Genomic DNA, 15,046 nt, shown 5'->3' with positions numbered 1-15,046 from the left:
TTTCATGTCTGACGAGAAGAAAATGAACCATCAGCAGGAGGGCGGCTCCCAGGAGCACCTCTCTCTGAACGATGACCGCCGTGTTAAGGTTTTGTCCCCCGGCGCTCTGGTGGCCAAGCGCTTTTTCCGCAACCGTTTGGCTGTGGTGGGCCTGGTGATCCTGGCCGTTATGTTTGTCTTTTCCTTTGTTGGCGGCGTGGTCAGCCCCTATGACCAGGACCAGGTGTTCTACCGCCGTGAGTTCCAGTCCAAGGAGTATGCTGGCGTCACAGAGAACAGCTCCTTCCGCTATACCACAGCCGAGGGCCAGAGCTTTACCGGCATGGTCCAGGCTCAGTTCATGCTGGCTGCCACCAAGGGCCAGACCTCTTTCACCTATGACGGCGTGACGTATTCTCTTGCCGAGGAGGGCGAGGACTTCTATGTGATCTCTCAGGGAACCACCCCTGTGGCTCTGGCATACAAGGATATTGTCAATGCTGAGGACCCCTCCTTGACCGTGGGCTTTGACTTCCAGCGTGCCGCCCTGAAGGCCTACACCAACGGGGAGCAGAGCTTCACCGTGGATGGCACCGAGTACACCGTGGATGAGCACGGCGGCATCAACGAAGCTGGTCAGCCTGTGGCCTATATCAGCCGCTTTGTGGTGCAGTCCAAGGTCAGCGGTGTCACCTTCACCCGTGACTTCAAGGAGCAGCTGGCTGAGACCATCGAAAACGACAGCGATGAGTTCACCTACACCAACGATGAGGGTACCTTCGACTACACCCTGGAGTACGATGCAGACACCAAGAGCTACTCCGTCAGACAGGAGAAGGAGACCCAGGTGTTTGACACCTACTCCGAGCCCAGCAAGGCTCACTGGCTGGGTACCGACCGCAATGGCATGGACATGCTCACCCGTCTGATGTACGGTGGCCGTGTGTCTCTGGTCATCGGCTTCATTGTCGTGATTATCTCCGCCGTTCTGGGTATCATCCTGGGCGGTGTGGCCGGATATTTCGGCGGCTGGGTGGACAACCTGATCATGCGTATTGTGGACGTGTTCTACTGCATCCCCTCCATGCCTCTGATCATTATTATGGGTTCCGCCATGGACGGCATGCGCGTGGACCCCACCATGCGAATGTTGTACCTGATGCTGGTTCTGGGCTTCCTGGGCTGGCCCGGCATTGCCCGTATGGTGCGTGGCCAGATCCTCTCTCTGCGTGAGCAGGAGTTCATGACCGCCACCGAGGCCTGTGGCATCAGCATTCCCCGGCGTATTTTCCGCCACCTGATCCCCAACGTCATTCCTCAGCTCATCGTCATCTGCACCATGAGTTTGGGTTCCACCATCATCACGGAGGCCACCCTGTCCTTCCTGGGCCTGGGCGTCAAGTTCCCCTTCGCTTCCTGGGGTAACATCATCAACGACGTGTCCAACTCCTTCGTGCTGACCAACTACTGGTTCGTTTGGATTCCCGCTGGTATCTGCCTGCTGCTCACCGTGTTGGGCTTCAACTTCGTGGGCGACGGTCTGCGGGACGCCTTCGACCCCAAGATGAAGCGGTAAGAGAGGAGGAGAGACAATGGCTAAGAAAAAAGCAGAAGGCTATCTCTCCGGCCGGGAGGCCCGGCGCATTGCCAAGGAAAACCGCCGGATCACCAACGCCTTTGAGAAACAGCGCAAGCGTAAAAACGTGCCGGAGAGTGAGTACCTCACCCAGATGGCCGATCCCAATAACGCCGTGGAGTTTGATAACCTCCACACCTACTTCTACACCGACGCCGGTGTGGTCAAGAGCGTGGATGGCGTGTCCTTCGAAGTGCCCATCGGCAAGACCGTGGGCGTGGTGGGCGAGTCCGGCTGCGGTAAGTCCGTTACCAGCCTGTCCCTGATGCAGCTGCTCCAGCGGCCCCAGGGCCAGGTGGTGGAAGGCGCGATTCGCCTGAACATGGGCGACAAGGCCTATGACGTGACCAAGATGCCCAACGAGCAGATGCAGAAGATCCGTGGCAACTACGTGTCCATGATCTTCCAGGAGCCCATGACCAGCCTGAACCCCGTGTTCCGCATTGGCGAGCAGGTGGACGAGGTCATTGCCCTGCACCACGGTGAGGGTAAGACCAAGGAGGACATCAAGAACCGCACCATCGAGCTGCTGGAGATGGTGGGCATCGCCAACAGCCAGGGCGTGTATCAGATGTTCCCCCACGAGCTATCCGGTGGTATGCGCCAACGTGTGTGTATCGCCATGGCTCTGGCTTGCAGCCCCAAGGTGATCATCGCCGACGAGCCCACCACCGCTCTGGACGTGACCATTCAGGCCCAGGTGCTGGACCTGCTGCGCAACCTGAAGGATAAGATCAACTCCTCTATCATGTTCATCACCCACGACTTGGGCGTCATCGCCGAGATGGCTGACTACGTGGTGGTCATGTACGCCGGTCGCGTGGTGGAGAAGGGCACCGTACAGGAGATCTTCTCCAACCCCGCCCACCCCTACACCATCGGCCTGATGGCTTCCAAGCCTGTGGTGGGCAAGCAGGTGGATAAGCTCTATTCCATCCCCGGCAAGGTGCCCAACCCCATTGATATGCCCAACTACTGCTACTTCAAGGACCGCTGCGAGATGTGTGTGGCCGGCTGTGAGGGTGAGTACCCCTGCCAGGTGCAGCTCAGCCCCACCCACTTCGTGTCCTGCTACCGCTACTATGACAACAAGAACCAGGGAGGTGAGGGCTGATGTCTGACAAGAAAAGCGTAATTGCCAAGGGCGACTTCACCCCCGTGGAGTACGATCCCCAGTACATTCTCCAGGTCAACCACCTGAAGAAGTACTTCCCCATCAAGGGCGGCATGGTCAGCAAGACCGTGGGCCACGTCAAGGCCGTGGACGGTGTCACCTTCAACCTCAAGCGTGGTACCACCATGGGTCTGGTGGGCGAGTCCGGCTGTGGTAAGACCACCACTGGCCGTACCATCCTCCGTCTGGCGGGGGAGAAGACCGACGGTCAGGTGCTCTTCAACGGCAAAGAGATCTACGACATGAGCCCCAAGGAGCTGCGGGCTCTGCGTACCAAGATGCAGATCATCTTCCAGGACCCCTTCTCCAGCCTGTCCCCCCGTCTGCCCGTGGGTGAGATCATCGGCGAGGCTGTGCGGGAGCACAAGCTGGTGAGCAAGGCCGAGTACAATGACTACATCGACAAGGTCATGGACAACTGCGGTCTGCAGCCCTTCCACAAGGCCCGCTATCCCCACGAGTTCTCCGGCGGTCAGCGTCAGCGTATCTGCATTGCCCGCGCTCTGGCTCTGAACCCTGAGTTTGTGGTGTGTGACGAGCCTGTGTCCGCTCTGGACGTGTCCATTCAGGCCCAGATCATCAACCTGCTCAAGGACCTGCAGGACCAGTACAACCTGACCTATCTGTTCATCTCCCACGACCTGTCTGTGGTGGAGCACATCTCCGACTCCGTGGGCGTAATGTACCTGGGCAACCTGGTGGAGTACGGCGATACGGAGGATATCTTCCGCAACCCGCTGCACCCCTACACCAAGGCTCTGTTCTCCGCCATCCCCGTGCCCGACCCCAACGCCAAGATGAACCGCATTGTGCTGGAGGGCTCCATTCCCTCTCCCGCCAATCCCCCCAGCGGTTGTAAGTTCCACACCCGCTGCCCCTATGCCACCGAGCGATGCAAGGTGGAGGCTCCCTGCCAGCGTGAGGTGGAGCCCGGCCACTACGTGGTCTGCCACCTCTTCGACAAGTAAGATATGGCACGTAAGCCAAAGAAATACGAGGACGATGACGGCCGCGTGATCGCGGATATGAGCGGCCTGTCCCGTCCCACTCTGTTCCGGCCAGGTCGGCCGGACAGCAGGGAATCCCGGCCCCCGGAACCCATGGAACAGGAGCGTGAGGAGCGCCCCTGGGAGGATACCGGAATGAGCCGGGAGGACCGAAGAGCCTACATCTGGGCGGCCATGAAAGCGGCTTTGTCCATGGCGGCGATTTACATCGTTGCCTTCGGGCTGTTGATTGCTCTGATGATATGGCTTTGGAATTAATGAAAATAGAGAGCTCTCCGGTGTTGCCGGAGAGCTCTCTGCTTTTCTTGGAAGATCTGGTTGACCTCTGGGACAGGAATGGGTATGATGGAGAAAAGGAGGCACAAGGCCATGAATGACATTGAGACTTTGAGACACTGGGTAGAGGAGAGCGAGAACATCGTCTTTTTCGGTGGCGCTGGAGTGTCCACCGAGAGCGGCATTCCCGACTTCCGGTCCCAGGATGGACTATATCATCAGCACTACGACCTGCCGCCGGAGACCATTCTCAGCCACGACTATTTCATGTCCCGCACCCAGGAATTCTATCGGTTCTATCGGGACAAAATGCTGTGTCTGGACGTGCAGCCCAACGCCGCCCACCTGGCGCTGGCCAAGCTGGAACGGCTGGGCAAGCTGAAGGCGGTGGTGACCCAGAACATCGACGGGCTGCACCAGAAGGCGGGCAGCCAGCGGGTCTATGAGCTCCACGGCTCGGTCTACCGCAACTACTGCATGTCCTGTGGGGCCTCGTACCCGGTGGAGAAGATTGCAGCAGGGGAGGGGATTCCCCGCTGTCCCCACTGCGGCGGTATCATCAAGCCGGATGTGGTGCTCTATCAGGAGGGGCTGGACCAGCGCACCATCCGAGGCGCTGTGGAGTCCATTGCCAGTGCCGATTTGCTCATTGTAGGCGGTACCTCTCTGGTGGTGTATCCGGCGGCAGGACTGCTGGAGTATTTCCGGGGCCGTCACCTGGTCCTCATCAACCGAGATGCCACCAGCTATGACCAGCGGGCGGATCTGGTGATTCGCCAGTCCATCGGGGGCGTGCTGGAGGCGGCCTGTGCCCATCTGGAGACTTGAAAGAATAGTAAAAATCAGGTATAATACCCTTTATCTTGACTGCTGGAAAAGGAGACAGGCCAATGAAGCGGACAGTTGCCGTGATGACGGACAGCAATAGCGGAATCAGCGTAGAAGAGGGGAAAAAGATGGGGGTGTACGTCATTCCCATGCCCATTAACATTGATGGAAAGGTCTACTATGAGGGATTGGACCTGAGCCAGGACTACTTCTATCAGCGCATGGCAGCAGGGGCGGAGATGTTTACCTCTCAGCCCTCTCCGGCGGACACCCTGGAGCTGTGGAATCGGATTCTCCGGGGCTATGACCAGCTGGTGTATATCCCCATGTCTGCGGGCCTGAGCAGCACCTATGCCACCGCTCGGATGATGGCCGATGACTATCAGGGCCGGGTGCAGGTGGTGGATAACCGCCGCATCTCTGTGACCCAGTACCATGCGGTGCTGGATGCCCTGGCCATGGCAGAGCAGGGCATGGACGCGGCTTCCATTCGTCGCACTCTGGAGGAGCAGGCATCAGATGCCAGCATCTTCCTCATGGTGGATACCCTGAAATACCTGCGCCGGGGTGGTCGTGTGTCCGGGGTAGAGGCCTTTGCCGGAGCCATGCTGAACATCAAGCCCGTGCTCACCATCGCCGGAGATAAGCTGGAGGCGGTGGGCAAGGTGCGTGGGGCCAAGGCTGCCCGTCAGATGATGCTGGAGAAGCTGCGAGCGGACATGGAGGGACGGTTAAAGGCCCTCCACGACAGCGGCCACCTGCAAGTGAAAATTGCCTGTAGCCGGGTCCCTGATCAACTGCGGGAGGAGTGGGTAGACCAGGTGCAGCAGTACTTCTATCTGGACTATCCGGTGGAGTGCGCAGACCTGACCCTCTCAGTAGCCTGTCACACCGGACCCGGTGTGCTGGGCGTGGGAGCGGTACGTGTATAAGTGATGTGAAAAAGCGGCGGAGCTCATGCTCCGCCGCTTCTATCTTTTATAGGGTCGTGGTGTACCGTAAATCCACACACACGGTGTCGTGGGGGAAGGGGATATCCTGATGGGTGCCGTCCCAAGAAAAGCCGTGGCGGGCGTAAAAACGCCGAGCGCCTTGGTTTTCCCGCAGTACAAACACATAGGCCTGCTGGAAGCCGTCCGCTTTCAGCTGCTCCTTGGCCCGGTCCATGAGCAGGCTTCCATACCCTTTGCCAGTTTCCTGGGGATGGGTATAGAAGGAGATGACTTCTCCCCAGCCCTCATAGCCAGAGGCGTCAAAGTGCACCTGCATGCCTCCGCCGTGGTTTTGATTGCCAATGCGGGCAGGGCCGCAGGTGATGCAGCCCACAGGGGTGTCGTCCCGATAGAGGAGAAACCCGTGGTGGCGAGGGGTTCTGGCGTAGTGGGCAAAGGTGTCCACCCAGCGGGTGGGGGTGATGTGCTCTTCCATCCAGTCCAGAGGCACCGCCTCCTGATAGGCGGCCCACCAGCCCAGAGCGTGGATTTCGCTCATGGCGGCGAAGTGAGCCGGGGTGGACGCCTCTACAATGGTGAGCTGTGGCATGGCTATCTGCTCCTTTTAGTGGGCGGCGCCCACCAGGTCCTGCTCCGCCTTCTGCTGGGCCTCCTGCTTGGCAATCTGGCGGGCGTTGGCCAGCATCAGCTTGATGCGGTTCTCCTGGTTGATCTTGGTGGCGCCGGGGTCGTAGTCGATGGCCACGATGTTGGAGTTGGGGTAGTCGTCTTTCAGCTTGCGAATCATGCCCTTGCCCACAATGTGGTTGGGCAGGCAGCCGAAGGGCTGGGTACAGACAATGTTGGGCACCCCGGAGTGGATGAGCTCCAGCATCTCGCCGGTGAGCAGCCAGCCCTCGCCCATCTTGTTGCCGTCGCCCAGGTAGCCATGAACCAGCTTGTGCATGTTCTCAAAGGTGCCGGGAGCGTGGAAGCGGGTCTTTTTCAGAGCGGCGATCATGTCCTTCTGGCACTCCTCAATGTAGCCCTTGAAGATCTGACAGACCTTCTTTTTGATCCACTTGCCGCCGTACAGGTCCACGTCGGACTCCCGGTTGAAGATCTTGAAGATCATGAAGTCGGTGAGGCCGGGCACCACGGGCTCAGCGCCCTCGGAGAGGAGGAAGTCCTCCAGGTTGTTGTTGCCCAGAGGGGAGAACTTGACGTAGATCTCACCCACCACGCCTACACGCACCTTCTGAGGTCCGGCCACGGGGATGTCGGCAAAGTCAGCGCAGATTTGGTCGAAGATCTGGCGCATCTCCTTGCGGTTCATGCCTTTGCCTTTCTGGAAGCCCTCAATGAGCTTGTTCTCCCAGGTCTCCACCATCTTGTCGGTGTCCCCCTTCATCACCTCATAGGGGCGCACCTGGTTGGCCACGTTGACGATGAGGTCACCGTACATCATGGCATAGATCATCTTGCGGATGAGGGGGAGGGTGAGGCTCCAACCGGGGTTCTTCTCCATACCGGAGAGGTTTACCGAGATGACCGGGATGTAGGACATGCCAGCCTTCTCCAGAGCCTTGCGCAGCAGGTGGATGTAGTTGGAGGCACGGCATCCGCCGCCGGTCTGGGTGATGAGCAGAGCCACCTTGTGGGGGTCATAACCGCCATGCTTGACGGCATCAATGAGCTGGCCAATGACCAGCAGGGCGGGGTAACAGGTGTCGTTGTGGACGTACTTCAGGCCCTCGTCCACAATGCCTCTGTGGTTGGTGGTGAGCATATCCACCTTGTAGCCCTCCAGCACCAGCAGCTGGCGGAACATGCCAAAGTGAACGGGAAGCATCTGGGGCATCAGCAGGGTGTACTCCTGCTTCATCTCTTTGGTGAACAGAAGACGCCCATCTTTGGCGTAAACCAATTCAGCCATGTTGTTTTCTCCTTTCGGAACTTGGTCCAGTGGACATCAGCCCTGGCTCTGATCCCGCTCCTCCATGGCGGCCATGAGGGAACGCACACGGATGCGGACAGCGCCCAGGTTGCTGATGTCGTCGATTTTCAGCTGGGTGTACAGCTTGCCGCCCTCTTCCAGGATGGAGCGCACCTCGTCGCCAGTGATGGCATCGGTGCCGCAGCCGAAGCTTACCAGCTGAATCAGCTGCATGTCGGGCTGGGTGCACACGTAGCGGGCGGCGTTGTACATCCGGGACTGGAAGGTCCACTGATTGAGCACCTTCCGGGGGGCATAATCCTCGTGATAGGCCACGGCATCCTCACTGACCAGTACAAAGCCAAAGGAGGTGACCAGGTCGTTGATGCCGTGGTTGATCTCCGGGTCGATGTGGTAGGGACGACCAGCCATGACGATGATGGGACGGCCCTCGGCCCGGGCCTTGTCGATGTAGGACTGGCCCACCGCCCGGATCTCCTGCTTGTACAGGTCGTAGGCCTGGTAGGCGGCCCGGATGGCGTGGACCACCTCTCGGCGGGGAATGCCGAAGGTGTCGGAGAACCACTGGGAACCGATGCGCTCATAGTCCTTTTGACGGTGCAGTCCGGCATAGGGGTAGAGGAACCGGGTCTTTTTCAGGTCGGGCACGTTGGCAGCCAGCAACTCAGGGTAGTAGGCCACCACCGGGCAGTTGTAGTTGTTGTCCGAGGTCTTCTCGTCGAAGTTGTAGGACATGCAGGGGTAGAAGATGGCGTCCACCCCGGCTTCCACCAGAGCCTGCACGTGGCCGTGGAGGAGCTTGGCGGGATAGCACACGGTGTCCGAGGGGATGGTGCGCTGGCCCTTGATGTACAGCTTGCGGGAGGACTCGGGGGAGAGCACCACCTCGAAGTTGAGGCGGGTGAACAGCTCAAACCAGAAGGGCAGGTTCTCATACATGTTCAGCCCGAAGGGGATGCCGATGCGGCCCCGGGAGCCGTTGCCGAAGCCCTTGCCCTCCATGGAGCGGAGCTTGCGATACTTGTAGTTGTACAGATCAGGCAGCTCCACCTTCTCCTTGCCCAAGGGGCGGGAGCAGCGGTTGCCGGAGATGAATCGGCGGCCGCCGTCAAAGGTGTTGACGGTGAGGGAGCAGTGGTTGGTGCACAGGTTGCAGGTCACCGGCTTGGCGGTGTGGGTGAAGTTCTCCAGCGCCTCAGGGCCCAGCAGGGTGGACTTCTCCAGGTGCAGGTTGCGGGCGGCCAGAGCGGCGCCGAAGGCGCCCATGATGCCCGAGATGGTGGGACGGGTCACGTCCCGCTTCAACTCCTGCTCAAAGGCCCGGAGCACGGCGTCGTTGTAGAAGGTGCCGCCCTGGACCACGATGTGCTTGCCCAGGTCGTCGGCGCTGGCGGCGCGGATAACCTTATACACGGCGTTTTTCACGATGGAGATGGACAGACCAGCGGAGATCTCCTCCACGCTGGCCCCGTCCTTTTGGGCCTGCTTCACCGAGGAGTTCATAAACACGGTGCACCGGGAGCCCAGGTTCACCGGGCGCTGGGCAAACAGGCCCATCTTGGCAAAGTCCGCAATGGAGTAGCCCAGGGCTTTGGCGAAGGTCTCAATAAAGGAGCCGCAGCCGGAGGAACAGGCCTCGTTGAGCATGATGGAGTCCACGGCCCCGTTGCGGATTTTAAAGCACTTCATGTCCTGGCCGCCGATGTCGATGATAAAGTCCACGTCGGGGTTGAAGTGGGCGGCGGCGCGGTAGTGGGCCACCGTCTCTACCAGCCCTAAGTCACAGTTAAAGGCGTTTTTAATGAGGTCCTCACCGTAACCCGTGACGGCAGAGCCCTTAATGGTGATGCGGTCACCGCACAGCTCGTAGATTTCCTTGAGCTGGGGCAGGACCACGGACACCGGGTTGCCCTGGTTGGAGTGGTAGTAGGTGTACAGCAGGCCGCCATCGGGGGCGATGAGGGCCATCTTGGTGGTGGTGGAACCGGCGTCAATGCCCAGGTAGGCGTCGCCGATGTAGGTGTGAATGTCCAGCTGGGGGGGCGTGGAGGCGTTGTGGCGGGCCACAAAGGCGTCGTACTCCTCCTGGGACTGGAACAGGGGGGGCATGGTGTCCACCACGGTGGTGGCGTCCCGGCTCTCCTCCAGTAGCTTCAGCAGCTCTTCAAAGGGACGGGCGGCGTACTCCTCTGAGCACAGGGCAGCGCCAATGGCGGCAAAGCAGTCGCCGTCCTTGGGGAAGATGGCGTGCTCCTCGTCCAGCTGGAGGGTCTCCACAAAGCGCTCCCGCAGGCCCTTTAAGAAGGTGAGGGGGCCGCCCAAAAAGACGATCTTGCCCTTGAGCTCTCGGCCCTGGGTCAGGCCAGCCACAGTCTGGTCCACCACCGCCTGGAAGATGGAGGCGGCCACGTCCTCTTTCCGTCCACCCTGGTTGAGGATGGGCTGGATGTCGGACTTGGCAAACACGCCGCACCGGGAGGCGATGGGGTAAATCTTCTCATGTTTCAGGGACAGTTCATCCAGCTCATTGACCGTGACGTTCATCAGCGTGGCCATCTGGTCAATGAAGGCTCCGGTACCGCCGGCGCAGGAGCCGTTCATACGCTCCTCCAAAGCGCCGCCGAAGAAGATGATCTTGGCGTCCTCGCCGCCCAGCTCGATGACGGCGTCCGTGTCGGGAATGTAGGTGTTCACCGCGGCGGCGGTGGCATATACCTCCTGGACAAAGTCCAGTCCAGCGGCCTTGGCCACGCCCAATCCGGCAGAGCCGGTAATGACCAGCTTCACCTCTTTGCCCCGCAGCATATCCTCAATGGAGTGCAGGGTCTCACAGGCCCGTTCCCGGGTCTTGGAATAATGCCGCTCATAGGAGCGGAATAATACTTGGTTCTCTTCGTCCAGCACCACCACTTTGACGGTGGTGGAGCCGATATCAATGCCCACTCGCAAACTCATAATGGCACCTTCCTGAATCAATAAAATAAGGCAGTGCTACTATTATATAAAAGAAAGGTTGTGATTTCAATAGCAGGTTCTTGTAACACCGGCGGGATATGGCAAAATTCATCACAACGATAACAGTCCGCAACGGGGGGACCGCTGCGGACTGTAGGATATGACAATAGATTATTTAGGCTGGTAGGGAGCCACACCACACACCTCGGGGAAGTACACCTGATACCAGATGAGGAAGGACAGCACGGTGTACAGCTTGCGGTGAGTGCGGGCTTTGCCGGAGTAGTGCTGCTCCAGCAGGTCCAGCAGATACTTCTGGTCGAAGAACTCGGCCACATAGTCCTGGTTGATGAGCTCCTTGGCCCAGTTGTAGTACTTCTCCTCCTTGAGCCAGGCGATGAAGGGGACAGGGAAGCCCACCTTGGGACGCTTGATCCAGTCATCGGGGAGCATGGGCACGGCGGCCTGACGCAGGGGGAACTTGGTGGTGGACTTGCCCCGCATCTTCTGGTTGCTGGGGATGGAGCGGGCCACCTTCCACACCTCCCGGTCCAGATAGGGCACCCGCAGCTCCAGGGAGTTGGCCATGGTCATCCGGTCGGCCTTGCGCAGAATGTCCAGGGGCTGCCACAGGTGCAAATCCAGATACTGCATCTTGGTCAGGTCGTCGGCATCCTTCACCTGGGCAAAATAGGGGGCAGTGATGTCCTTCCAGGTGCGGCTGCTGCGGTAGGCGGGGGTGAGAACCTGCTCCACCTCGTCGTTGTCAAAGATGAAGGCCTGACCCACAAAGGTGTCCTCCACAGGCTTGGCGGCCTTGGTCAAGAAGCCCTGGCCGTGGAAGGGGGGCAGCTTGGACACCACACCTGCCACTGCCTTGCGGATGGGAAGGGGCAGCTTGCGGTAGGCCCGGTAGGGCTTGGTGGTGTGGTAGGTGATGTATCCGCCAAACAGCTCGTCGGAGCCCTCACCGGACAGCACCACCTTCACGTCCTGGGCCGCCAGCTTGGACAAAAAGTACAGGGGCACAGTGGACAGGTTGGCGTTGGGCTCATCGGCGTAGTACTGGATGGTGGGCAGAATGTCGAAGAACTCCTCGGCGGTGATGGTCTTGGAGATGTTCTTCAGCCCCAGCTCCTCACACAGGGCCTTGGCCTCGCTGGTCTCGTCAAAGCCCTTGTTGGCAAAGCCCACGGAGTAGGTCTTGTCCGGGTGGGACAGAGCGGTGATGACGCTGGAGTCAATACCGCCGGAGAGGAAGGCACCCACTTCCACGTCACTGATTTGGTGGGCCTCCACCGACTCGGTGACCACCTCTCGAATCTCCTGGGCGTGCTCTTCCAGGCTCTTGGAGTCGGGCTCAAAGGAGAAGGTGTAGTAGGCGCTCATGTCCAGCTTGCCATCCCGGTAGGTGAAGTGATGGCCGGGAAGCAGACGGAACACACCCTTAAAGAAGGACTCGTCCAGAGCGGAGTACTGGAAGGTGAGGTAGAACTTCAATGCCTCCCGGTTCAGCTCCTTTTTGAAGTCGGGGTGGGGGAGAAAGCTCTTGAGCTCCGAGCCGAAGAAGAAGGTGTCCCCCATGGGGGCGTAGTAGAAGGGCTTGATGCCGAAGGGGTCACGAGCGCCGTACAGGGTCTTGGTCTGGGTGTCCCATATGACAAAGGCGAACATGCCACGCAGCTTCCCGGTGACCTCAGCGCCCCACTCCATATAGCCGTGGAGCACCACCTCGGTGTCAGAGGTGGTCTGGAAGGTATGGCCCAGCTCCTGGAGCTGGGTGCGCAGGGTCTGGAAGTTATAAACTTCTCCGTTATAGGCCAAAATATAACGCCCGTCGGGGCTGGTCATGGGCTGGTGGCCGTGGGCCAGGTCAATGATGGACAGGCGGCGGTGGGCGATGGCGCAGTGGTCATCGGTATAGTAGCCCTCTTCGTCGGGGCCACGGTGAATAATGGAATCGCCCATGGCGTGAAGGGCAGTGACATCAGGGGTAGAGCGGGAGAGAAATCCGGTAAAACCGCACATAGAGTCATCCTCCAGAAGTGTTTTGAAAATTCAGACTAAAGCATACATCTTATATAGAAAAAAGTCAACCATTCCCCGCAAGAATGCGGTTGAAATCCCAGAGGAAGGCATGGTAGAATACAACGAATAGACAAAATGGAAAGCAGGAGATCACCATGAGTTGGTCAAAAGTGCGATGGCAAGAAAAACTGTGTGGGATACTGGCCCTGGCGTGTCTGTTGGGGACGGTGGCGGCGGCGCTCCAGCTCCATCAGGGGAGCGTGGCAGATCGCGTGTGGGTGGCGGTGTGCCTAGTGCTCATGGCAGCCCTGGGCGGATTGCTGCTGAAAAAAGAGAATGTTCCGATCAACCAGATTCTGGTATTGCTTCTCCCTCTGGCGGCAGCTATGCTGGTGCGGTGCCTGCTGTTGGACCACGAGAGCGACGATTACCTCACCTTCCTCAGTCAGTGGTACGACGTGATCCGGGAGGGCGGCGGCTTGGGAGCTATTTCTCAGCCCGTAGGCAATTACAATGTGCCGTACCTCTACTTTATTGCCTTGATTTCCTATCTGGATATCCCAGACCTGTACCTGTACAAGCTGTTCTCCATCTTCCTGGATGTGATTCTGGCCTGGGGCGGCCTGCGCCTGGTGCGGGTACTGACCAAAGAGAAGGGAAATACCATACTGCCCCAGATCGCCTTTGGCGTGCTGCTCTTTGTGCCCACGGTGGTGCTCAACGGCAGCTACTGGGCTCAGTGTGACGCCATCTACGGGGCCCTGGTGGTCCATGCGGTGGCCTGCGTGCTGGAGGGCAAGAACAAGTGGTCCCTGGTGTGGCTGGCGGTAGCCTTCTCCTTCAAACTCCAGACGGTGTTTATCATGCCTCTGTGGGGTGTGCTGTGGCTGGCGGGGCGGGTGAAATTCCGGGAGCTGTTTGTGTTCCCCGGGGTGTATGTCCTCACGGCAATTCCAGCCCTGCTGCTGGGCAAGCCCTGGAAGGACATTTTGTCCGTATACTTGGGGCAGATGGGGGAGTATGACCGGCTGACGCTGAATGCTCCTTCCGTCTATCAGTTCTTGCCCGCCCACGCCACCTATGACCCTGCGTTTCTGTCCCAGATGGGCATCATTGCCGCTATGATTCTGGCCTTTGCCATGCTGTTTATTGGAGCGTGGAAGGGGAAAAAGCTGGACAACCAGATGGCCATGGTAGTAGCTATGGTGCTGGTGGTGGGGATTCCGTTTTTGCTGCCTCACATGCACGAGCGGTATTTCTATCTGGCCGACGTGCTGGCGGTGTGCTGGGCGGTGAGTAACTGGCGGCGCATTCCGGCAGCAGTGCTGGTGTGCGGCTCTTCTCTGGCCAGCTACAGCGTCTATTTGCGCCTAAAGTACAACTATATTCTATACATTTCGGAGGATTACCTGGTGATGTTCTGGGAGGCGGCTGCTATGGCTGCGGCTTTGATCTTCTGTATCGTCCACCTGGTCATCCTGTGCGTGAAAAAAGGAGAAACCACATGAAATTTGTCTCATGGAACGTCAACGGCCTGCGGGCCTGTCTGAAAAAAGGATTTGAGGAATCGGTGCTGGGGCTGGATGCGGACTTCATCTGTCTCCAGGAGACCAAGATGGAGCAGGGCCAGGCCCATGTAGACCTGCCCGGCTACGAGGAGTTCTGGAACTCGGCAGAGAAGAAGGGGTATTCCGGTACCGCCATTTTTACCCGCCATAAGCCGCTCTCGGTACGCTACGGCATGGGCCTGGAGCCCCACGACCACGAGGGGCGGCTCATCACCCTGGAGTATCCGGAGTTCTACCTGGTCAACTGCTATACCCCCAACGCCCAGAACGAGTTGGCCCGTATTGACTACCGTATGGAGTGGGAGCGGGACCTGCGGGCCTATCTCATGGAACTGGACAAGACCAAGCCGGTGATCTACTGCGGAGACCTGAATGTGGCCCACAAGGAGATTGACCTGAAAAATCCCGGCCCCAACCGGGGCAAGGCAGGGTTCTCCGACCAGGAGCGGGAGCAGTTTGGGCTGCTGCTGGACAGTGGGTTTGTGGATACCTTCCGGTATTTGTACCCGGACCTCACCGGGGCGTACTCTTGGTGGAGCTACCGCTTCAATGCCCGGGCCAACAATGCGGGGTGGCGGATTGACTACTTTGTGGTGTCCCAGCGGTTGGCGGAGAAGGTACAGGGGGCATTCATCCACCCCGATGTTTACGGCAGCGACCACTGCCCAGTGTCGCTGGATTTAGAAATTTAAAAATTTACCAATTC

Annotated in this window: 12 protein-coding genes; 8 read left to right on the top strand and 4 right to left on the bottom strand. The window is 59.0% G+C overall.

Going from position 1 to position 15,046, the window contains the following annotated elements; all coding sequences use genetic code 11:
- Window positions 1-4 precede the first annotated feature (4 nt).
- The 6 genes from E0L15_RS04645 to E0L15_RS04620 all read left to right on the top strand — a co-directional run bounded on the left by E0L15_RS04645 (window position 5) and on the right by E0L15_RS04620 (window position 5,832).
- Window positions 5-1,555: an ABC transporter permease gene (locus tag E0L15_RS04645; RefSeq protein WP_168124694.1), complete on the top strand. Its 1,551-nt coding sequence runs from the start codon at window positions 5-7 to the stop codon at window positions 1,553-1,555.
- 16 nt (window positions 1,556-1,571) lie between these two features.
- On the top strand, window positions 1,572-2,729 hold the full coding sequence (locus E0L15_RS04640) for an ABC transporter ATP-binding protein (RefSeq protein ID WP_168124693.1): 1,158 nt from the start codon (window positions 1,572-1,574) through the stop codon (window positions 2,727-2,729).
- 113 nt (window positions 2,730-2,842) lie between these two features.
- Complete coding sequence (locus tag E0L15_RS04635; RefSeq protein WP_343219398.1) at window positions 2,843-3,757, top strand: oligopeptide/dipeptide ABC transporter ATP-binding protein; 915 nt, start codon at window positions 2,843-2,845, stop codon at window positions 3,755-3,757.
- Between the two features lie 3 nt (window positions 3,758-3,760).
- Window positions 3,761-4,054 (top strand): hypothetical protein, encoded by a 294-nt coding sequence (locus E0L15_RS04630; RefSeq protein WP_087229572.1) that lies wholly within the window; start codon window positions 3,761-3,763, stop codon window positions 4,052-4,054.
- Window positions 4,055-4,165: 111 nt separating this feature from the next.
- Window positions 4,166-4,900 (top strand): NAD-dependent protein deacylase, encoded by a 735-nt coding sequence (locus tag E0L15_RS04625; RefSeq protein ID WP_168124692.1) that lies wholly within the window; start codon window positions 4,166-4,168, stop codon window positions 4,898-4,900.
- Between the two features lie 62 nt (window positions 4,901-4,962).
- Complete coding sequence (locus E0L15_RS04620) at window positions 4,963-5,832, top strand: DegV family protein (protein ID WP_168124691.1); 870 nt, start codon at window positions 4,963-4,965, stop codon at window positions 5,830-5,832.
- Window positions 5,833-5,878: 46 nt separating this feature from the next.
- On the opposite strand, the gene E0L15_RS04615 is transcribed toward E0L15_RS04620, so the two are convergent.
- From E0L15_RS04615 to asnB, 4 genes are all read right to left on the bottom strand, one after another.
- A complete protein-coding gene (locus E0L15_RS04615) occupies window positions 5,879-6,442 on the bottom strand; it encodes a GNAT family N-acetyltransferase (RefSeq protein ID WP_087370469.1) in 564 nt (187 codons plus the stop codon).
- 15 nt (window positions 6,443-6,457) lie between these two features.
- Complete coding sequence (locus E0L15_RS04610) at window positions 6,458-7,768, bottom strand: 2-hydroxyacyl-CoA dehydratase (protein ID WP_168124690.1); 1,311 nt, start codon at window positions 7,766-7,768, stop codon at window positions 6,458-6,460.
- Window positions 7,769-7,804: 36 nt separating this feature from the next.
- Entirely contained in the window at window positions 7,805-10,744 is a 2,940-nt protein-coding gene (locus tag E0L15_RS04605) for an acyl-CoA dehydratase activase (protein WP_168124689.1), read from the bottom strand.
- Between the two features lie 171 nt (window positions 10,745-10,915).
- Entirely contained in the window at window positions 10,916-12,772 is a 1,857-nt protein-coding gene (gene asnB / locus E0L15_RS04600; protein ID WP_168124688.1) for an asparagine synthase (glutamine-hydrolyzing), read from the bottom strand.
- Between the two features lie 155 nt (window positions 12,773-12,927).
- Between asnB and E0L15_RS04595 the strand changes: the two genes are divergently transcribed.
- Window positions 12,928-14,280, top strand: a complete 1,353-nt coding sequence (locus E0L15_RS04595; protein ID WP_168124687.1) for a conjugal transfer protein TraL — start codon at window positions 12,928-12,930, stop codon at window positions 14,278-14,280.
- Window positions 14,277-15,032 carry an exodeoxyribonuclease III gene (locus E0L15_RS04590; RefSeq protein ID WP_168124686.1) on the top strand — a complete coding sequence of 252 codons (756 nt, stop codon included), beginning with the start codon at window positions 14,277-14,279 and terminating at the stop codon, window positions 15,030-15,032. Before E0L15_RS04595 ends, E0L15_RS04590 begins: the two co-directional genes overlap by 4 nt.
- Window positions 15,033-15,046 lie beyond the last annotated feature (14 nt).

Source organism: Pseudoflavonifractor sp. SW1122 (genome assembly GCF_012027765.1).
In the GTDB taxonomy this organism is placed as follows: domain Bacteria; phylum Bacillota; class Clostridia; order Oscillospirales; family Oscillospiraceae; genus Enterenecus; species Enterenecus faecium.
This window is presented reverse-complemented; position numbering and strand designations above follow the sequence as displayed.